General features: G+C 46.0%; 18 protein-coding genes and 1 tRNA gene. 10 read left to right on the plus strand and 9 right to left on the minus strand.

The genetic code is table 11. The annotated features are described in order from the left end of the window. Positions 1-359: 359 nt before the first annotated feature. The 3 genes from I3248_RS06685 to I3248_RS06695 form a co-directional block, all read right to left on the minus strand. Complete coding sequence (locus I3248_RS06685; RefSeq protein WP_238063049.1) at positions 360-1,637, minus strand: tyrosine-type recombinase/integrase; 1,278 nt, start codon at positions 1,635-1,637, stop codon at positions 360-362. A 181-nt stretch (positions 1,638-1,818) separates the two neighbouring features. Further along, a tRNA-Leu gene (locus I3248_RS06690) sits at positions 1,819-1,905 on the minus strand. Positions 1,906-2,039: 134 nt separating this feature from the next. Continuing rightward, complete coding sequence (locus tag I3248_RS06695) at positions 2,040-2,813, minus strand: ferredoxin--NADP reductase (protein WP_025645717.1); 774 nt, start codon at positions 2,811-2,813, stop codon at positions 2,040-2,042. Positions 2,814-3,030: 217 nt separating this feature from the next. Here I3248_RS06695 and tsaA point away from each other — a divergent pair, with 217 nt between their 5' ends. From tsaA to gspK, 8 genes are all read left to right on the plus strand, one after another. Continuing rightward, on the plus strand, positions 3,031-3,822 hold the full coding sequence (tsaA, locus tag I3248_RS06700; RefSeq protein ID WP_238063050.1) for a tRNA (N6-threonylcarbamoyladenosine(37)-N6)-methyltransferase TrmO: 792 nt from the start codon (positions 3,031-3,033) through the stop codon (positions 3,820-3,822). A gap of 35 nt (positions 3,823-3,857) precedes the next feature. After that, positions 3,858-5,636 carry a GspE/PulE family protein gene (locus I3248_RS06705; protein ID WP_201557799.1) on the plus strand — a complete coding sequence of 593 codons (1,779 nt, stop codon included), beginning with the start codon at positions 3,858-3,860 and terminating at the stop codon, positions 5,634-5,636. A 111-nt stretch (positions 5,637-5,747) separates the two neighbouring features. Further along, positions 5,748-6,536: a TatD family hydrolase gene (locus I3248_RS06710; RefSeq protein WP_238063051.1), complete on the plus strand. Its 789-nt coding sequence runs from the start codon at positions 5,748-5,750 to the stop codon at positions 6,534-6,536. A gap of 312 nt (positions 6,537-6,848) precedes the next feature. Next, positions 6,849-7,538, plus strand: coding sequence for a TetR/AcrR family transcriptional regulator (locus tag I3248_RS06715; RefSeq protein ID WP_025645725.1), 690 nt, complete (start codon positions 6,849-6,851; stop codon positions 7,536-7,538). A gap of 66 nt (positions 7,539-7,604) precedes the next feature. After that, positions 7,605-8,264, plus strand: coding sequence for a prepilin-type N-terminal cleavage/methylation domain-containing protein (locus I3248_RS06720; RefSeq protein ID WP_238063052.1), 660 nt, complete (start codon positions 7,605-7,607; stop codon positions 8,262-8,264). A 3-nt stretch (positions 8,265-8,267) separates the two neighbouring features. Next, positions 8,268-8,822, plus strand: coding sequence for a type II secretion system minor pseudopilin GspI (gene gspI, locus I3248_RS06725; RefSeq protein WP_238063053.1), 555 nt, complete (start codon positions 8,268-8,270; stop codon positions 8,820-8,822). After that, complete coding sequence (locus I3248_RS06730; protein WP_238063054.1) at positions 8,819-9,634, plus strand: prepilin-type N-terminal cleavage/methylation domain-containing protein; 816 nt, start codon at positions 8,819-8,821, stop codon at positions 9,632-9,634. Before gspI ends, I3248_RS06730 begins: the two co-directional genes overlap by 4 nt. A gap of 3 nt (positions 9,635-9,637) precedes the next feature. Then, on the plus strand, positions 9,638-10,687 hold the full coding sequence (gene gspK / locus I3248_RS06735; protein ID WP_238063055.1) for a type II secretion system minor pseudopilin GspK: 1,050 nt from the start codon (positions 9,638-9,640) through the stop codon (positions 10,685-10,687). Between the two features lie 33 nt (positions 10,688-10,720). Here gspK and I3248_RS06740 read toward each other — a convergent pair whose 3' ends face one another. From I3248_RS06740 to ychF, 4 genes are all read right to left on the minus strand, one after another. Next, complete coding sequence (locus I3248_RS06740; RefSeq protein ID WP_201557785.1) at positions 10,721-11,401, minus strand: TetR family transcriptional regulator; 681 nt, start codon at positions 11,399-11,401, stop codon at positions 10,721-10,723. Positions 11,402-11,509: 108 nt separating this feature from the next. Then, a complete protein-coding gene (locus tag I3248_RS06745) occupies positions 11,510-12,925 on the minus strand; it encodes a deoxyguanosinetriphosphate triphosphohydrolase (protein WP_238063056.1) in 1,416 nt (471 codons plus the stop codon). A 65-nt stretch (positions 12,926-12,990) separates the two neighbouring features. After that, the gene (locus tag I3248_RS06750) at positions 12,991-13,428 is read right to left on the minus strand and encodes an MliC family protein (RefSeq protein WP_238063057.1); all 438 of its coding nucleotides are present in this window, start codon (positions 13,426-13,428) and stop codon (positions 12,991-12,993) included. A 203-nt stretch (positions 13,429-13,631) separates the two neighbouring features. Next, entirely contained in the window at positions 13,632-14,723 is a 1,092-nt protein-coding gene (gene ychF, locus I3248_RS06755; RefSeq protein WP_201600830.1) for a redox-regulated ATPase YchF, read from the minus strand. 170 nt (positions 14,724-14,893) lie between these two features. Between ychF and I3248_RS06760 the strand changes: the two genes are divergently transcribed. Continuing rightward, positions 14,894-15,265 carry a hypothetical protein gene (locus I3248_RS06760; protein ID WP_238063058.1) on the plus strand — a complete coding sequence of 124 codons (372 nt, stop codon included), beginning with the start codon at positions 14,894-14,896 and terminating at the stop codon, positions 15,263-15,265. Between the two features lie 49 nt (positions 15,266-15,314). On the opposite strand, the gene I3248_RS06765 is transcribed toward I3248_RS06760, so the two are convergent. Further along, entirely contained in the window at positions 15,315-16,142 is an 828-nt protein-coding gene (locus I3248_RS06765; RefSeq protein WP_238063059.1) for a phosphodiester glycosidase family protein, read from the minus strand. After that, positions 16,142-17,902 carry an FMN-binding glutamate synthase family protein gene (locus tag I3248_RS06770; protein WP_238063060.1) on the minus strand — a complete coding sequence of 587 codons (1,761 nt, stop codon included), beginning with the start codon at positions 17,900-17,902 and terminating at the stop codon, positions 16,142-16,144. Before I3248_RS06770 ends, I3248_RS06765 begins: the two co-directional genes overlap by 1 nt. A 286-nt stretch (positions 17,903-18,188) precedes the next feature. Between I3248_RS06770 and I3248_RS06775 the strand changes: the two genes are divergently transcribed. After that, complete coding sequence (locus I3248_RS06775; protein ID WP_238063061.1) at positions 18,189-19,412, plus strand: acyl-CoA dehydrogenase; 1,224 nt, start codon at positions 18,189-18,191, stop codon at positions 19,410-19,412. Positions 19,413-19,632 lie beyond the last annotated feature (220 nt).

The raw sequence follows: 19,632 nt of genomic DNA on the forward strand, positions 1-19,632 counted from the left end.
TAGTACGATTGGCTATGTGTCGCCTTTTGAGTTTGAGAGACGATACTATGATAGTTTTATTGAGTCAGACAAAGCTGCCTGACTCAAGCAATCAAGTCTCCGATATAGTCGGGGCGGTTCAAATCGTCTCAAACAATAGATTTGAGCTGATTCTATATTTATGACATAGCATTCGTACATGTTCAAGATAATCCTCCTTATGATCATATGCCCAATAGTCGACACAGATTCTTTCGTCTCTAATATTCTGTGTCATACTCAGTTCAAGCTTAATACCCATAATATATCTCCTAATCAAAATGTCGTTATATGTTCTATCGATTAGTTAGTTGTACAGAACTTTAAAAAATTATATGAAGTTATGTCTGCAAGAGGCTCTTAATTACCTCATCTTGAGTCATTCCAATACGCTTGCAATAAGAATCTTCAATCTCGTCTAAAGCTTCACGCAATTGTCGCTGTGATACTTGTATGTATTGTAATGTCACATCATCACTAGATTTAGCCTCACGATGATTTAGCAGTCTCTTGAGCACAGGGTAGCTTACATTGAGACTATTGGCGACAGTGCCAAATGTACGGCGTAAATCGTGAGGGGTAATATGCATGCTAGCCTTATTTGATATCGTACGGTAACTACCGCTCAAATCCTTGACATGGTCATCATTTCTCTGCAAATCACTCGGAAATACCCAATGCTCTCCATAGCTCAATCTAAATCGTTCACTGAGTATGGCTTGAAGTATTTTTCCAGTTGGCATATGGTAATCAGAACCATTTTTAGTGGCTTTAAAGACAATGCGAGCAGCGTCAAGGTCTACATCTTCCCATCTTAGTGATTGCGCTTCATTTAAACGAACACCAGCAAACATAAAAAGCAATAAAATATCGCGAGCGTTATTACTATAAGGTGCTTGTTTAAATGAACTACCGTCTCGGTGCTCTATCAAAGTTTTAAAATATACTCCCAAATATTCCTCCTCAACATGGTGAGTACGAGGTTTAATTTTGTTCCAATCATTTTTGGCATTCAGTATTCGAATGGGTTGGTCCTTTATTATGTACTCTTCATCATCATCTAAGAAGCTATCTTGACAATAATTCCATACTGATCGAAGAGCTCGCATAGTGGCATTTGCCTGAGCTGGACTAGACTTACTTATTTGCTTATGTTTTTCACTTATCATAGTTTTAGTTATATCGTTTAAAGACACTTCAAGCCAATCATCAAGGCGACCAAGTATCTGTTGGTCGTAAGTCTCAACAGTACGGCTGGCAAGATTAGGTTTCATAGATTTAAAGTAGATATAAGCTTCATTTAGTGTTGGCACGTTAAAATCTGGTGTATCTTTTATTTTTGGAGTAGCGTGATAGCTATCATATACATCAAGTCCCTTCTTTATGTTGACCATCATTGTGCTGGCTTTTTCACGAGCTTCAGTCAAAGTGATAAGGTGTGTTTCTTCAACTTCGTCACGATAGAGCTTACCGTTAATGCGTTTGTGAAGTGTGTATCGCTTAGATTGTTTACCCACACGAAGTGCGAAGCCTGTTAATACTTCATCCATGTAAATATCTGTGCCGCTTGAGGTGTATGCTACTGAATCAACAAACTTCTTACTAAGCTTAACTTTCATATCTCATCCGTACCGCATTATTTATCGTGTTAATAATACTATAATACGTTAAATAACAGATGCATCAAAGTATCAAGATAGTATCAAAATTTTATTTGATACTATTATTACTCGAATAATTTATAAATAATTCACGCAATAAAAAACCCTCACAATCCATAGACTGTAAGGGTTTCGTATATGGTACCAGTGGTCGGACTCGAACCGACACGCTTTTAAAGGCAACGGATTTTGAATCCGTCATGTCTACCAATTCCATCACACTGGCATGTTAGGTATAAAGCAAGGCGCTTTATTATATTGGGCTACAGATTGCGCTGTATAGGTGGCGTATTATAACAGCCTAATTATCACCGTCAAGAATTATTTATCTTGATTGCGCAGATTTCTACTCTGTATTTCCTAGCCTACAAAGGCACGCTCAATAACGTAATCGGCTTGCACGCCCATACGTGGCGACACGGTAAGACCAAAACCATCTAATATTCTAGAGACATCAGCGTTGAACGGCATGCTACCGCAAATCAATACACGGTCATCGTCCTTATTCATTTGTGGCAATCCGACATCTTCAAACAGTTTGCCTGATTCCATCAAGTCGGTGATACGGCCCATATTTCTAAACTCTTCGCGCGTCGTCGTTGGGTAATAAACAAACTTCTCTTTGTACCAGTCGCCGAAGATTTCATCGTTGGGCAGCTCATTTTCGAACATCTCACGGTACGCTAAATCTTCGACGTTACGCACGCCATGCACGAGGACAATCTTGTCAAAACGCTCGTAAACTTCAGGGTCGCGTGATAAGGCTAAGAAAGGGGCAAGGCCAGTACCAGTCGCCAGCATGTAGAGGTTCTTACCGGGCAGTAGGTCGTCTAAGACTAGCGTGCCAGTCGGCTTTTTACTGACGAGTAGCTCATCGCCAACTTTGATATGCTGCAGGCGTGAGGTTAGTGGGCCGTCTTGTACTTTGATCGAAAAGAACTCTAAATGGTCTTCATAATTAGGACTAGCAATCGAGTAAGCTCGCAGTAGCGGTCTACCATCAACTAAGATACCAATCATCGCAAACTCACCGTTACGAAAACGTAGACCATCGTCGCGAGTGGTCTTGATAGAGAAGAGCGAATCGTTCCAGTGGTGAACGTCTGTGACCGTTTCTGTGCGGAGTTTTGACATAAAGCCCTCTAATTAATCGATAAACGCATCAAGTGGCAAGCTGCCAGATGCAAGTTATTCTCAATATACAATGGGGCACATCATAACAAATTTCAAAATAAAAATCCGCCATGTTATGCGTACTGACCATGATAAAATGGAATATCGTTAGTGATTATTTTTGTATGATTGATAGAGCGTCTCTGACGACCGCGCGTTTTTGGTTTTGGAATAACTCATGAGTAAGCAAATACAGACCCACATGTCGCCTATCATTGGCTATCATCGTGCGCCATTATCGCAGAAATTTGGGGCGCCAAGACAGCCCAATCTAGTCGCGCTAATGAGTGCTATTGAGATGATCGCACCTTTTGATACGCCTGCAGCATTTGTCGGCCTGGAGGGTTTCAGTCATCTGTGGCTCAGCTGGCAGTTTCATCATAATAAAGACACTTATAATAGCCAATCCTTTCGACCGCAAGTCAGGCCGCCAAGACTCGGCGGCAATCAAAAGATCGGCGTTTTTGCTAGCCGCAGTATGTATCGGCCCTCGCAGATGGGTCTGTCTGTCGTCAAGCTTGAACGCATTGATGTGGTCGCAGGCCGAGTGATACTGATTATCAGCGGTGCCGATATAATCGATGCTACGCCTATTATCGATATTAAGCCTTATATCGCTTATAGTGATAGTATTGAGCATGCTACGAGTGGATTTGCGCCAGCAGCGCCGACCCCGTCAGCGGTTACTATGACGGTTAATGCTCAGGAGCAGTTTGCAGTCTTGGTCGACAGTGATATAAAAAGCCGCGTACCTATAAGCAGCAAGTCCGTTATTGAGGATATACAGCAGCGTTTAGTGGCGACAGATTTGCCGTTAATAAAAGCTTTGATTGCGCAGGATCCTCGGCCCGCTTACCGCCGTAATGAGATTAATACGAGCTTTACCATGCGCTACAAGACAGTCGATGTCAGCTTTTGCCAAGTGGCGACGGGGGAGTTGCAGATTAGCTCAGTGGTCGAGGTGGTGTAGTAGCATTAAATAATGACTCATAAAAGAAGATAACTATGTCGGTTCCGGATTATTCTTTACTAGTAGATTTGCGCTGGTGTCTCGATGAGCTGCTAGCAGATAGGGTGATCGATCAGCGCGGTTATAATCTAGTAATGACCAGTCGCCGTGATAAGTCTCAGCACCCCCTAATTACAATTAGCGAGTTTGGGTTAGTTAACGGGCACGATAAAGAGGGCGATACTAAGCTGACACTGGCTTGGCTCAATCAGTGGCTGGCTGCTAAAGCTCATATGTCTTTAGTGCGTATCGACCCCTTAAAGACGGACGTGCCAGCAGTGACACAGCTGATGTCGTTTGAGTATGCACGCTCGCAGCACATTTTGCCTATTGAGGTGGCGGCTGATGAGATCGTCATCGGCACTGATCAGCCTTTTTATAGCGACTGGCATAGCAATATCGAAAAAATAATTGGTAATAAAAGCTATCGCAGCGTCTATATCAGCCCAGATCAGATCAACCGCTATCGCCAAGAGTTTTATCAAGTCACCCAAGCGATCGCAGGCGCTAATAGCGTCCATAAACGCGCCGCCGCCGACGTCACTAACGTTGAGGCCTTGCTACAGTTAGGCGATAATGCCAATCCCGATGCTAATGATCAACATATCGTCAAAGTCGTTGATTGGCTACTGCTATATGCCTTTGAGCAGCGTGCTAGTGATATCCATTTAGAGCCGCGCCGCGAGACGGGTAAAGTGCGCTTTCGTATCGATGGCGTGCTGCATACTGTGTATGAGATGCCCATTGCGATTTTGATGGCAGTGATCGCGCGGATTAAAATCTTAGGGCGGCTTAACGTCGCCGAAAAGCGTAAACCGCAAGATGGCCGGCTAAAGACGCGTACTCATAAAGGCCTAGAGACAGAGCTGCGTTTATCGACTTTGCCGACGGCTTTTGGCGAAAAGCTAGTCATGCGTGTTTTTGATCCAGAAGTGCTTGTGCGCTCGTTTGCACAGTTGGGCCTCTCCGGTAAGCAGCTCGAGATGTGGCACGAATTAACTAGCCATCCAAACGGTATTATCTTGGTCACTGGGCCGACCGGCTCTGGTAAGACGACTACTTTATATAGTACGCTCAAACAGCTCGCCACTGATGAGGTCAATGTTTGCACCATCGAAGATCCTATTGAGATGATTGAGCCTGATTTCAATCAGATGCAGGTGAACCCCGCGATAGATTTGCATTTTGCCGATGGGATTCGCTCGCTCATGCGTCAAGACCCTGATATCGTTATGGTTGGAGAAATACGTGATTCTGAAACCGCGAACATGGCGGTGCAAGCCTCGCTTACTGGGCATTTAGTGCTTTCAACTTTGCACACGAACGATGCACCCAGCTCATTGCCGCGCTTGCATGATTTAGGCGTGCAGCCATTTTTGACCTCAGCCACCATACTAGGAGTGATGGCGCAGCGACTCATCAGAACGCTGTGTCCGCATTGCAAACAGGCACAAGCACTTAGTGACGATAGTGAGATGGCGCTGCAGTGGCAGGAGCTAGTACAGCCGTGGCGCGCTACACTACCGCCGCAGATCTATATGGCAAAAGGCTGTGAGCACTGCCGCCATACTGGCTATCAAGGACGTATCGGCCTGTATGAGATTATGCCGCTATCGAACGAGCTCAAAAAGCTAGTTGCGGCGGATGTCAATCTAGACAGTCTTAAGCAGCAAGCGTACCGCGAAGGCGTGCAGCCGCTAAGACTGTCTGGTGCTAAGCGTATCTCTGAAGGCCTGACCACAATAGAAGAGGTGATGCGAGTGGTGCCGTTATAGTGTATTTAGAAAAAAATAGACTTGGTAGCTCATAAACGAAACCTTGAAAAACGCTGTCTTAACAGCAATGAATAGTAAACTATTCGCTGAATGATTATAAAGAGAGTATTTATGTTTACTGACACTCATTGCCATCTCAACCGTCTCGATTTGACTAAATATGACGGTCAGCTTTCGGGTGCCATTGCCGCTATGAAAGAAGCTAATGTCACTCGAGCGATGGCGATTATGTGCGATTTTGCCGAATATGATGAGATCGCTGATATCGTCAGCCGCTACAGCGACGATGAGCTGCGTCTAGGTATGAGCGTGGGTATCCATCCTTGCGAAGACATCGGTGTCTTGCAATCGGCGAGCGTAGAGCGGCTGATGGAAACGGCTAAAGAAGAGCAAGTTTGGGCCATCGGCGAGACAGGACTGGACTACTATTGGTCCACCGAAAATAAGCTTGCGCAGCAGGACAGTTTGGCGCGTCATATCCATGCCAGTCAACAGCTCAAAAAACCGCTAGTGGTGCACATGCGTGATGCAAAAGAAGACACTATCGATATATTGAAGTCTGAAGGCGCAGAGCACGGTATTATTCACTGCTTCACTGAAGATTGGAATACTGCCAAGCGCGCGCTAGATCTAGGGTTTTACATCTCGTTTTCGGGTATTGTCAGCTTTAAGAGTGCCCAAACGATTCAAGAAGCTGCAAAAAATATGCCCAAAGATCGGATACTCATCGAAACCGATAGCCCTTATTTAGCACCGGTACCCAAACGCGGACGCCCCAATGAGCCGGCCTATGTGCCCTATGTCGCCAGCTTTATCGCTGATATGTATGGCTGCAGTAGCGAAGAGGTCGGCCAATTAACTGCAAAAAACTTTGAAAATTTACTAGAACAATATCATTAAAGTCGTTATGCTATGACCAGTCAGTCATTTATAAATAAGGCGTATGGCTCAACTTTGAGCACTCAAATCTTGTTTGTTATAGCATTGAGCGTTCTCTTATCTCTTTTAATAAAAGCATTTGCCAGTAGTGCTGGGTAATGAGTATCCTTGCCCAGCCGCTGTTATGAGACAAAGATAATCGATGACTGACTACTAAGCATAGCTACTTGTTATAGTTGCCCCTCACTAGCGACTCTTTAGAGCTGAGTTGTTAATCGTACGATGCGCTGAACTATAACTGTATGCTTAATTTCACCAAGTTTAGGAGAAGTTATGAGTCGTCAGCACCAGTTCAAAGTAAGAGAAGAGAATATCTTAGCGATGGCTGAGCAGTTGCTACTTGAGTCAGGCGATGGTGATATTACTTTAGACAGCCTAGCCGATCAGCTTGATTTAGCCAAAGGTACCCTATACAAGCATTTTTCTAGTAAAGATGAGCTATATCTGCGCATTATTATTCGCTACGAAGAGCAGCTATTTGAGATCAACCGCGTCGATGATTGCGCCTCAGCAGGAGTAGCGCGGATGATTTTTCAGCAGCTACTTAACCCGCAAAAAGCGATGCTACTCAACCAGATTGAAGAGCGTCTAGCCGCTTCAGTGACTGGGCTTAATCGTTTATTTGCCGAGCTTTATGATATCCGTCGTCAGCGTATGAAGCGTCTGATCGATATCGTCAGTGCATATCTCAAAGAGCAGCACAGCAGCATGACCACACGCGACTATCTGTGTACGATTTGGGCGATGGGGCAAGGCGGGGCAGGACTGCTGAATTCTAGCTTTTATCAGCGCTATCTGGGTCGCCGTGATACGCTACGCTACGCGCTCGTTCAGCAGATGCTAGATCTTCCTGGACACTATCCGGCGCATACTGCTGATGAGAGTCTCAATGATGAAGACATGCAGGATCTCGTCGAGCAAATCGAAACAGAATCAGCAGAGCACCGCAATACTCAGTATTAATAGCTAATCATCAGCGAGCAATGCTGTTGATTGCTAATGATCAATGATTAAGGTTTGCCTTCTATCATGAAACACGCGCAGACTGGCTTTACTTTGGTAGAAATTATAGTGGTGGTGGTCATTTTATCCATCTTTGCCGGTATGATTAGCTTGTCTGTTGGCAGCAGTGAATCGCGTAAACACTTAGCTTTTTATGAGCATTTAACCGATTCACTCAGCTACGTTCGCTTATTATCCGCTGAGCGTATGCAGCCGATGGGGCTTAGCTTGCAAGCGGATAAACAAGGACAGATCAGCCCTGCGATCGTCAGTCTCTCCAATCCCTATATAGCCTATCAAGCTACTGGCAACCTTGGCGCTAGTGGTGCTATCGATACTACCCCCAAAAACGCTATGGAGCTCTCAGCCATGTCTGCGGATCCAAAAGAGGCCGTAGCGACCCCAAGCTGGGAGCTAGAGCCAGAGATTGTTTTGCCGCAGATGCCTGCAGGCGTCAGTTTAGTGATTCAAAGCTTAGAGGCTAGTAATACGAGCGCGAGCAATGGCGGCACCAAAGCGCAGGCGCTACAGCCGTGGTTTACTGGACAAGCGGTGCCGCAAGCCCTCTGGTTTGGGACCGGTCAAGCCAGTCCTGTCACTATAGAAGTGCGTTATCAGTCGCGGCTAGTGGGTGAGGTGATTACCATCATGCCGGATGGCAGTATAATGATAGGGCAAGGGTTATAGCGTATGAACTTCACCAAAAGATTTACGCGCTTAAGTCTAAAAACAGATAAACCGCCTTCTGTAAAAGTGCCTGATACGTCATATAAGCCTTGCTACTCCTTTAACAGCCCTTCAGTGATAAACGTGCGCCGATCAGAACGCGGTTTTACCTTGATTGAGGTGATGGTAGCGCTCGCTATCTTAGCCGTCGTCGCCGTCGCGGCTAGCCGTGCTAGTAGCGCTTATCTGTCTTCAGTCGATATCCTAAAAACGCGAACCTTAGCGCATTTCGTTGCTCAAAACGCTGCGGCTGACTTACGTATTCAGCAGACTTGGCTGACTGCCAATCGCAGCCAAAGGGTCAATGAGCAAGGACGGGATTGGCAAGTACAGATGAGCGTGGCCGACACTTTGAGCCCAGCTTTAAAAGAGGTAACTATTGAGGTGGCGCCAATACTCAATGGCGAGCCGCGTTCGGTCGTCACGGACATCACAGTGATAGTCAGTAACCCTGAGACAGCAAGTAGTGGTGCTGCCTTCTTTGGTTTGGATAGCAGCGATGATGGTGGCTCGTCATGAGTGCGCAGCGCGGCTTTACTTTGCTGGAGCTGATGGTCGCTATGGCGATATTTGCGATGCTTGCGGTGGCAGGCTGGCAAGTATTCGATAGCGTCAATCGTGCGCGCGATAGGGCGCAATTGCAGGCGGATAATTTGGCAGCGTTGCAGTACGCCTATTTGCAGCTGCAGCAGGATATGGGACAGATTATTGCTTATCAAGCACCTAATGCTCAAACTGCAGGTGAGCTTAACGACTCTAATGGCAACAACAACGATAATAACAATCAGAGCAATAATACTGACGATACTGCGTCAGTACAGATGCCTGAGCCGTTTATGCGTCTAGATAGCGAGCAGATAAGCTTTGTGCGTTTCGCTGATCCAGACCCCCGTTATCAAACTAGCCCAAGTTTGCAGCATGTCGATTATATTTTTGCTGACGAGCGTTTGATTCGCCGTCAGTATACTCGTATTCAAAGCGGCAGAGATAATACGAGCCAAAATGTGAGCTTAGATAGCGTATTACTCGAAGGCGTAACCGCTGCCAACTGGCAAGCATTACTGCCTGAGCCTGCTAATACCTTTCCCAATAACAATAAAAATAGTGCGAATAGCAGTAGTCTTAATAACAGAGTCAACGGTGTAACGCAGTCAAGCTCAGCAAACACCGTTCAGTTATTGCCGCAAGGTATCGCTGTTAGCTTTACCTATCAGGACATGCCGATTACTTGGCAATGGGCGTTAGCGCCGCAGCCTCTACCTGTGACTGATAATGCGCTGAGCAGTAGTAATAGCAATAATGATAATAACAACACTGGCAATAATAACTGACTTATGACGATAGCAATCAGATCTCAACGCGGCGTGGCTTTATTGACTATCCTGTTATTGGTGGTCAGTATCACTGTGGTGGCAGGAGCTATGCTCGCTAGTCAAAAGATTGTCATTCGTCGCAGCGGCTTATTATTCAATCAGAATCAACTACTACAAGATATTGATGCCGCGCAGCAACTGGCAGTCACTTTGATTCGAGCAGATAGTATGCTCAATGACACCGATAGTTTGCAAGATATTTGGGCGCAGCCGCTGCCACCTTATCCTTTAGGGTCGCACACCGTGACTATGGAGCTGCGCGATGAGGCCGCCCGCTTTAATATCAATAATCTTTATCACGACGGAACAGTAGACGTTGCCGCGTTGGGTGTTTTTCAGCGGCTATTGACTCAGCTCAATCTAGATACACAAATCGCTATCACCGCTCTAGATTGGCAAGATGGGGATAGGGAAGTCTATAAGGATGGCGGAGAGGAGGGCGTAGTTTATGCTCAACAAGGCGCTGGCTTAAGCGCCGCTTTACCCAATCAGCCGTTCGTCAGTGTTGATCAGCTGCAAGATCTGCCTAATATGAGCGCGGAGGATTTAGCGACTTTGCGCCCTTATCTGACTGCGGTGCCTTATTATCTACCGATCAATATCAATACCGCTCACCCTGAGGTGCTGGCTGCTTTGGTCGAGGATGTCAGCGCGCAGCAGATGCAAGGGTTAGAGCGTTTGCAAAAGCAACAAGTAATCGAGTCATTCGATAATATCTGGCAACAGCCGCCTTTAAATGCGGTCAGCACTGAGCAGCGTCAGCTTTTGACGCCATTATTGGCTGTCGATAGCCAAGCTTTTACGGCGCTGATTACTGCCACCGATAGCGCTAACTTAGGCGCAGCGCGACAAAGATTTGCCACAGTGCTAGTTAGTAAAATCGATACTTCTGAGGGTAATAATACTGACAATGTTGCTGCTAATAACAACAATGACGGCTCTAATAAGACATCCGCAAAGACCGTTAGAGTAGTGTCGCAGCGGCTTTGGGCCTTTGCGCCTAACTTTTAATAAGCTAGTTTTATCCTTGAAGAATTGTAGACGTTATTCATCAAGCAAAGTCTCTTCGGTAGATTTCCAATTATAAGCGCCATAAAAGAGCATCTGGGCTTGACGAGTACAGTTGTGCTGCATCTGTTGCTTTTTGCGCTCAATCTCATCCAAATCGGCTTCATCGTCATGATCCTCAGAATAAGTCAGCTCTAACCAATCAATAATCCAAGAAAAGAACATGTTGATACCAGCATCAGCCAGCAGAAGACGGTCATAGTCGTTGATATGACTAAAAGCCGGCTGTAGTGCTAAATCTTCTGATAAGCTCTGTATATGCAGCTTTAATAGTTTATCGATGGTGTTGCGCACCGCCTCCGAGCCGCCAAAGCGTTCACTGACTAAAAACTGCCAATAGTAGGGCTGCTCGCTGACCATCTGTAAGAACAGCTGAATACTCTTGGCGATCTGGCGCTCAAAGCTGCGAGTCTTGCCGATATGCAAGCCTTCACTTAAAGTAGCCATCGTACCGCCAAGCTCCTCAATCACCAAAGCTTGACCGAGCGATTCCATATCATCGAAATGCCGATAGAATGCGGTGGGCACTACGCCCACTTCACGAGTGATTTGGCGCAGACTAATCGAGCTAAAAGATTGCCCAGTCATGCACAGATCTAAAACGGCATTAAAAAAAGCCCGTCTGGTTTGAAGTTTTTTTTGTTCGCGGCTGCTCATAAGATATCTATTGTGGCTGAGTTGTTGTTTATCATACCGATTTAAAGATGAAAATACGAATAAAATCAGAACACTTGTACTAGGTTTTTATTATAGCCTAAAAACACCTTATACCATCGTGCCCCAGTGACCTTGTAACTCTTGCGCTAACCGATAAGCTTCATGATCATTCATGCCGGTAATAAAGTCCAAAATAATCAGTATGTTGTGATAAATATTGTCAGACAACTGGCGCTGTTGCTCGCTCAGATGCGGCTGTAGTAGGCTAAGCAGGCGCTGCTGCTCAAAGGGCATTGATGCATGATTCGATACAGTCCAAGCAAGCGGCATAAAAGCGTCGAGCAATCGCTGTAAGCATTGATTGGCCATCAGCTCCATCCGCACCTTACTTGGATGATTAAAAATGCGCTCGCGAGCCAATAGCTTAGCCTGAGTAATACCGCTTTGCACTTCTGCATCACAGTGGGCGAATAGACTACCAGTCAGCTCGCCAGCTAGCATCGCCTCGCTATTATCTACAAAGGTATCCGTCACTGTATTGACGAGCCGCATCATAGCGCGCGCTCGCAAAGAGGCCAACTGCTGGCTGACCGATAGCTTTGCTGGTAAAGTGATAGCAGCAGGGCGCTCACCAATGAGCTGATAAAATATTTCTGCAACTTCATTGAAATTTAGCATATTAAGCTGGATGCCATCCTCTAAGTCTATCAAGGCGTAGCAGATATCGTCAGCGGCCTCTAACAAATAAGCGAGCGGATGACGCGCAAAGCCATCGTGCAGTTGTGAGCGTGGCAGCTGCAAGCAAGTTGCGAGCTCCTCTAACTGGTGCGCTTCACTGACAAAACTGCCAAATTTCTGTACTTTATCTACGGGGTAGCTATTATCACAATCTATGATATTGCTATGGCTGGCTTGCCAAGGGTACTTCATAAAAGCGCCGAGCGTGGCGCAAGTTAAGCGCATACCGCCTTTATCAGGATGATGCTCATTACGCACCAGTAGCCGAAAGCCTTGTGCGTTACCTTCATAAGCTAATAGATCTAACCGCTCTTCGGCGCTTAAATGCTCTAGTACCGAGCGGCGCTCAGCATGAATAAACCAATCACGTATGGCGTACTCGCCAGCATGACCAAAAGGCGGATTGCCAATATCATGAGCCAGACAAGCGGCTTGCACTATCACCCCAACATCAGCCGACGACACTCCAATAGGCAGGCCGCCAGCGAGCTTTTCATGGAGCTTTTCGGCAGACATCATCCCAAGAGAGCGCCCGATACAGGACACCTCTAGCGAATGGGTCAAGCGCGTGTGGATGCCAAGCTGATTGGTTAAAGGATGCACCTGCGTTTTTTGATTAAGCTGCCGAAACGAGTGTGAAAACACCAATCTGTCGTAATCTTTATGGAACTGGGAACGGGTAACTCCATGAGTAACGAATTTTTTTGTAGAACCAAGACGTTGAGAGTTGAGAAGGTGAGACCATTGTGCGGTAGGAGACGATAAAGAAGTTGGCGTACCTAGCATAGTGACATATCCGAACCAAGGGAGCCTTTAGCATAACAAAATAGTACCCTCGGTACAGCCAGCAACTAAGATTTTTGGCAATTAAAGATCACATCTTCTTTTTCTATCGCCACATTGCCATCTAGTGTCTTATTGCGCAAAGTTGCCTTATCTCCATCTACTTGCCATATAATGCCATGAGTATCATCTAGGCCTATATCGCTCATATAGACTGTTTTGTCAGTGCTTTCTCTAGCATTTAAATCGTATTCGAGACCATCAATGAGTAGGCTGGCCGTTTGTGGTGTACTATCATTATTATAAGAAACTCTAATAGTAGTGGTAGGCTCACAAACAAACGGTGTGCCTGCACTGGCGTGATCATGTCCTTCGTGATCATCATGATCGTGTCCGTTATGATCGTCATGATCGTGTTCTTCTTGACTAGGCTCAGCATGCTCTTCGGTGACTGCTTCAGAATCGACTGTATCTGTATTAGGTTGACAACCCAGTAACGACCCCATTGCGACACTTCCTACAAGTACAAAACCCGCAAATTTAGTAACCATAAAATCCTTATTTATATAGAAATTTCAAAATATATCAGAAATAAGATATGTTATAATATAACAAAAAATAAATAAAAGAAAGCCGATGCTGATAAAGTACCAACACCGGCTGAATGAGTAGTGTGTAATGCTCAATAAACAGTGATTACCGTATGAGATTAAACGTTAAATCTAAAATGCATGACATCGCCATCTTGCACGATGTATGTTTTGCCTTCTAGGCGCGACTTACCGGCTGCAGCTGCGCCTTTTTCACCGTTATACTCGATAAAGTCGTCATAAGCGATAACTTCAGCACGGATAAAGCCGCGCTCAAAGTCCGTATGGATCACGCCAGCCGCTTGCGGTGCTGTCGCGCCAATAGCGACCGTCCACGCACGAACTTCTTTGACCCCAGCGGTAAAGTAAGTCTGCATATCAAGCAGATCATAACCGCCGCGAATCACTTGATCAAGACCTGCCTCTTCCATATCCATCTCAGCTAGGAAGTCTTTTTTATCTTCTTCATCTAATTGGGCAATCTCCGCTTCGATTTGGTTACAAAGCGCGATGACGATAGAGTCTTCACCCGTAGCGTAGTCACGCACCGCGTCCAAGTAAGGGTTATTCTCAAAGCCATCTTCACTGACGTTAGCGATATACATAGTAGGCTTAAGGGTAATAAGACCATAGCTTCTAATCAGTTTTTTCTCATCATCATCTAAGTTGGCTGCGCGCGCCGCTCGGCCTTCTGCAAGTAGGGGCTCAATCTTTTTGAATACCTCAAGCATTGCAGTGGCATCTTTATCGCCGCCTTTGGCTTTTTTGGAAAGGTTCAATATAGCGCGCTCAACGGCTTCGAGGTCAGCTAAAGCCAGCTCGGTATTGATGGTTTCGATATCGTCGATTGGGCTGACGCGGCCGTCGACATGCACCACGTTATCATCATCGAAGCAGCGTACCACGTGGGCGATAGCGTCAGTCTCACGAATGTTGGCTAAGAACTGATTACCCATGCCTTCGCCTTTTGACGCGCCCGCGACGAGTCCGGCAATATCGACAAACTCCATCGTCGTTGGCAATACGCGCTCAGGATTGACGATATCGGCAAGCTTTTTGAGACGTGGGTCGGGTACCGGCACGATACCTGTGTTGGGATCTTTGGTACAAAAGGGAAAGTTCTCAGCGGCGATTCCCGCTTTGGTCAAAGCATTAAATAAAGTGGATTTGCCTACATTGGGTAGGCCGACAATACCGCAGTTAAAACCCATAATGGTCTCTCAATACGTTAATAAAATCAGTAATTTGTAAGGTGCTGCTGTTTAGCATAAAAATTGGCGCTATTGTAGCAAAAATTAGCCACTATTAGCTACTAAGGGGCAGACAGATGTGCTAATTTTAAGCTAAGGCATGGTATGTCATGCGATCGTAAAGAAGTTCTATGAGTAAGGTTAGCGGTAAAAAAGTGGCGTGGATGACGTTATCCGATTTGTTTGTCGATAACGAGATAAGCTATGAGTATATCGCCAAACGAGTAGCCCATCTGCCTATTAGTGAGGTGGAGCGCATTTTGTTTTATGAAGTTGCGCCTGTATGTATGAGCAACTTATTGGTATTGAGTCCAAGTAATCACAAAGGCTTTAGCGAAGCGTATATCGTCTCCAGTATAGAGCAGCATCTGCTTAAATGGCAAACCAGCCGCTTATACCGCAAAAAAACCGCGCTAAAAATCAGATTTTATAAGTTTTGCTTAAAGCAAGACTGGCATAAGCTGATATCTGAGATATGCCAAGTACAAAAAACTAATGGCTAAGCAAATAGGTAAGGCTTTATATCTAGCTCATAACTCAGATTTGACGTATTTACTGAGTATCAACCAAGCCAATCATCACGCCCATCTGTTTTTTATCATGCTTGTCGATGCTAGGCGCGTAAAGCGCTGAGGCAATACCACCATCCAAGAATAGCGCATTAGGGCAGTGCAGATCCTCTTTGAATAGCTCAGCAAACTGATAAAAGCTCACGGGCTTCTCGCTATTGACCAGCTGCATACTGCCATCGCTACAGACGCCTACGCCATTACGAAACTTTAAAGACTGGCTGTCAGGGTTGAATTTAGGATGGATTTCATTATCGATTACCAGCATCGGGCCTGACTGCGTGGCATACCAAGGCTGGGCTCTATCGTCTTTGATTAAGTCATCTAAAGCCTGACTCTCAGTAATTTGTATTTTGCCTGATTTATCCCACCATAGCACGCCATTAGGAAGCAGATGAAAATTACCGCCGCCTTTTTTTAGGTTTAGCGCCCGTTTTTCTTCGCCCTCGATGACCGTATAGCCAATGGGCGCGTAGCTGTCGTTATACATGCCTGCATTCACCGCAAGGCTTAGTGACTGGGTACTCGGTAGGCTGTCAATAAGTTTGTCAAAAGTCAGTAGCGTCTGTTTATTAGCATCTTGCCAAAACAGCTTTAGCTGATAACGATCTCCGGTTAGTGCTTGGCTGTCGATGCGACAAGCACTATAACTAAAAGGAGTTTGCTCAGTTGTACAGGACCAAACCTGCGCTGTTTTATCAGGCTTATCTGTACTAGAAGGCTGACAAGCACTCAAAGCTGCCGCTGAAAAGAAAGCTGCGCTAAGCTGCAGTATCTGGCGATTCAGAGTAGTCGATAGGCTAAGAGACATTACTGTTCTTTTAGATTGGTATTCATGTTTTCAGTCACATCTTCGAGCGTTTTTTCGTGCTTGAGCTTTGTGTTTTTACCCTTATCACGCGAGTCTTTATTGTAAGCGATGAGCGCATCATTATCTGGTAAGAAAGTATCAGCATCAGCCATCACCCACATCTGATTGAAGACATCAGCGCGGGCGCTATGATCGAGTAGCGCACCTTCATCAGCAAAGTAAAAGAACTTCGATAAGAGCTTGATTTGCCCATCATCAAGGCGGCGAGCGATATGATAAGGCTGCAACTGGCTTGGATGCTCAAGCCCTACCGCGCCAACGATACTCGATAAGGACTTCAGCGTGTTTTTGTGGAAGCTGGCAACGCGCTCTGCTTTGCTAGGGACATCTAGTGCTTTTTGACGATACGGGTCTTGGGTAGCCACGCCGACAGGGCAAGTGTTGGTATGACATGAGCGCGACTGGATACAGCCCACAGCAAACATAAAGCCGCGCGCGGAGTTACACCAATCTGCACCTAGCGCTAGCATACGCGCAATATCAAAGCCTGAGACAATCTTACCACTGACGCCAAGCTTGATTTTCTCACGGATACCGGCACCAACTAAGGTGTTATGCACGAATAAGAAGCCATCAATAAGCGGCATGCCGACACTGTCCATAAACTCAACAGGCGCCGCTCCCGTGCCGCCTTCAGCGCCATCGATGACAATGAAATCAGGATAGTTGTCGGTTTCCATCATGGCTTTGACAATCGCCATAAACTGCCATGGCTGACCGATGCACAGCTTAAACCCAACAGGCTTACCGCCTGATAAGTCGCGCAGTTGTTGCCAAAACGCGACTAGCTCTCGCGGCGTACTAAAAGCGCTATGCGAAGAGGGCGAAACACAATCTTGCCCTGTAAGTACTTGCCGGGTATCGGCAATCTCTTGGGTGATTTTTTCGGCTGGCAGTACGCCGCCTTTGCCAGGTTTCGCGCCCTGCGATAGCTTAATCTCAATCATCTTCACTTGGCTGTCGACTGCCTTTTCGGCAAAAGACTGCGCATCAAAATTGCCTTCGGCAGTACGGCAACCAAAGTAGCCAGTGCCAAGCTCCCAAATCAAGTCACCACCAAACTTGCGATGATAAGGGCTGATAGCACCCTCACCGGTATCGTGCGTGAAGCCGCCAATCTTAGCGCCTTGATTAAGCGCCATAATGGCGTTGGCAGAGAGACTACCAAAGCTCATCGCTGAGATATTAAATACTGACATATCATGAGGCTGTATGCAGCGCTCGCCGCCAACCGTAATGCGAAAGTCTTGTTTTTCTAGCGGATGACTGAGGGCAGATTGTAAGAACCACTCTTTGCCTTGGGCATATAAATTATCTAAAGTACCAAAGGCATTGGTGTCGCTAACGTTTTTAGCGCGCTGATACACGAGCGCTCGCTGCTGGCGCGAAAAAGGCACTTGTTCCTTATCGTTCTCTAATAGATATTGGCGAATCTCAGGCCGAAAATCCTCTAAGACGTAGCGGACGTGACCGGCAACTGGGTAGTTGGTTAAGATGGCGTGCTTGGATTGCATAATATCATAGATACCTAAAGCCACTAGCAGGCCGCCGATGATAATCAGCCACCAATTGGTCAGCAGTAGTCCTGCCAAAAACAAAAAGGCAGCAGCGGCAAAGGTACTATAGCGTAACAATACGCCGATAAGGTAGGGAAGGCTTCCTTTGGGTTCAGCGTTTAGGTTGGTACGAGATTGGGGCATGGGACGACTCAGCAGTATGACAATGAATAACCGCTCAAAGGCAGGTGTAGAAATATTATACGTCTATAATATCACGGCTAAATGAGAGTTGCGTAACGGTGTGCTATTTCAAAGACCAGACATCATCAAACATTTTGGTGATTAAGATTTTATCATCTTTTAAACACAGCTTTTGACTAGCGGCTGTTATCTACTAAAATGAAACGAACCGTTATGATTTACTGTTTATTCCATATATCATAAGCTAACCCGTCACAAATTATGCTATAAAGCCAAGGAAAGCAATATGCAAGCACCTACCAATGTTACGCACAGTACTACGCACAATGTTAAGCAGTCCAGCCCAAGCTTTGATTGGGAAGATCCTTTTTTATTGCGCGACCAGCTGACCGATGAAGAGCGCATGGTCAGTGATAGCGCGCGGCAGTTTTTTCAAAAAGAGCTGATGCCTGGTATCGTTGCTGCCAATCGTAACGAGAGCTTTGATCGCAATATCATGCGGCAAATGGGGGAGATGGGCTTGCTTGGCGTGACTATCGAAGGCTACGGCTGTGCCGGCTTGTCGCATGTCGCTTATGGTCTACTAGCGCGTGAGGTCGAAGCGGTGGACTCAGGTTATCGCTCGGCGATGAGCGTACAGTCGAGCCTCGTGATGCATCCTATCTATGAGTACGGTACTGAAGAGCAGCGAGAGAGGTATCTACCAAAACTGGCCTCAGGCGAATATGTAGGCTGTTTTGGTTTGACCGAGCCAGATTCTGGATCTGACCCTGCTTCGATGGCCACACGTGCGCGCAGTGTCGATGGCGGTTATGAGCTGACGGGCAATAAAATGTGGATAACCAATAGCCCGATCGCTGATGTATTTGTCGTTTGGGCCAAAAATGATGAAGATGAAATTCGCGGATTCATCCTAGACAAAGGCATGAAAGGTCTATCCGCGCCGAAGATTGAAGGCAAGTTTTCACTACGCGCTTCTATCACCGGTGAGATTGTCATGGATAAGGTATTCGTACCCGAAGCGAATGCTTTTCCTGATATTCGCGGTTTAAAAGGCCCTTTTGGTTGCTTAAATAAAGCGCGTTATGGTATCGCTTGGGGTTCTATGGGCGCGGCAGAATTTTGCTGGAAAGCGGCCCGTCAATACACTCTAGATCGTAAACAGTTTGGTCGTCCGCTAGCCGCCACGCAGCTGGTTCAGCTCAAGCTAGCGAATATGCAGACCGAGATTACTCTTGGGCTGCAAGCCGCTCTTCGCGTTGGTCGCTTATTAGATGAACACAATGCAGCGCCTGAGATGATATCGCTCATTAAGCGTAACAACTGCGGCAAAGCGCTCGATATCGCTCGCAGCGCCCGTGATATGCACGGCGGTAATGGTATCTCGGACGAGTACCATATTATTCGTCATGTCATGAACCTAGAAGCAGTCAATACTTATGAAGGTACCCACGATATACATGCGCTAATTTTAGGCCGCGCGCAAACGGGTATTCAGGCTTTCTTTTAAATTATCTTAATCGATTTACACTAACGCACGCTAGGGGTTGGCTATTAAACGCTTAACTCTAGCGTGCGTTTTTATTTTGAATTTAAAAGTACAACAAGAAGTAACAATGAATATTAAGAAGGTTATGAGAATGCTATGAGAAATAGGGAGGTCATAAAGGGTAGCCTAGTATGAGTTTTATAGCTGATACTAGTATTAGTAATAGAAGTGTTAGTGGCCG

Origin of the sequence: Psychrobacter sp. Ps3 (assembly GCF_022129275.1) — a bacterium.
Classification (GTDB): domain Bacteria; phylum Pseudomonadota; class Gammaproteobacteria; order Pseudomonadales; family Moraxellaceae; genus Psychrobacter; species Psychrobacter submarinus.

What these genes read in the sequence shown, in the direction of transcription:
- I3248_RS06685 (WP_238063049.1), bottom strand. Translation starts at nt 1,637, where the DNA reads ATGAAAGTTAAGCTTAGTAAGAAGTTTGTTGATTCAGTAGCATACACC.
- I3248_RS06695 (WP_025645717.1), bottom strand. Translation starts at nt 2,813, where the DNA reads ATGTCAAAACTCCGCACAGAAACGGTCACAGACGTTCACCACTGGAAC.
- tsaA (WP_238063050.1), top strand. Translation starts at nt 3,031, where the DNA reads ATGAGTAAGCAAATACAGACCCACATGTCGCCTATCATTGGCTATCAT.
- I3248_RS06705 (WP_201557799.1), top strand. Translation starts at nt 3,858, where the DNA reads ATGTCGGTTCCGGATTATTCTTTACTAGTAGATTTGCGCTGGTGTCTC.
- I3248_RS06710 (WP_238063051.1), top strand. Translation starts at nt 5,748, where the DNA reads ATGTTTACTGACACTCATTGCCATCTCAACCGTCTCGATTTGACTAAA.
- I3248_RS06715 (WP_025645725.1), top strand. Translation starts at nt 6,849, where the DNA reads ATGAGTCGTCAGCACCAGTTCAAAGTAAGAGAAGAGAATATCTTAGCG.
- I3248_RS06720 (WP_238063052.1), top strand. Translation starts at nt 7,605, where the DNA reads ATGAAACACGCGCAGACTGGCTTTACTTTGGTAGAAATTATAGTGGTG.
- gspI (WP_238063053.1), top strand. Translation starts at nt 8,268, where the DNA reads ATGAACTTCACCAAAAGATTTACGCGCTTAAGTCTAAAAACAGATAAA.
- I3248_RS06730 (WP_238063054.1), top strand. Translation starts at nt 8,819, where the DNA reads ATGAGTGCGCAGCGCGGCTTTACTTTGCTGGAGCTGATGGTCGCTATG.
- gspK (WP_238063055.1), top strand. Translation starts at nt 9,638, where the DNA reads ATGACGATAGCAATCAGATCTCAACGCGGCGTGGCTTTATTGACTATC.
- I3248_RS06740 (WP_201557785.1), bottom strand. Translation starts at nt 11,401, where the DNA reads ATGAGCAGCCGCGAACAAAAAAAACTTCAAACCAGACGGGCTTTTTTT.
- I3248_RS06745 (WP_238063056.1), bottom strand. Translation starts at nt 12,925, where the DNA reads ATGCTAGGTACGCCAACTTCTTTATCGTCTCCTACCGCACAATGGTCT.
- I3248_RS06750 (WP_238063057.1), bottom strand. Translation starts at nt 13,428, where the DNA reads ATGGGGTCGTTACTGGGTTGTCAACCTAATACAGATACAGTCGATTCT.
- ychF (WP_201600830.1), bottom strand. Translation starts at nt 14,723, where the DNA reads ATGGGTTTTAACTGCGGTATTGTCGGCCTACCCAATGTAGGCAAATCC.
- I3248_RS06760 (WP_238063058.1), top strand. Translation starts at nt 14,894, where the DNA reads ATGAGTAAGGTTAGCGGTAAAAAAGTGGCGTGGATGACGTTATCCGAT.
- I3248_RS06765 (WP_238063059.1), bottom strand. Translation starts at nt 16,142, where the DNA reads ATGTCTCTTAGCCTATCGACTACTCTGAATCGCCAGATACTGCAGCTT.
- I3248_RS06770 (WP_238063060.1), bottom strand. Translation starts at nt 17,902, where the DNA reads ATGCCCCAATCTCGTACCAACCTAAACGCTGAACCCAAAGGAAGCCTT.
- I3248_RS06775 (WP_238063061.1), top strand. Translation starts at nt 18,189, where the DNA reads ATGCAAGCACCTACCAATGTTACGCACAGTACTACGCACAATGTTAAG.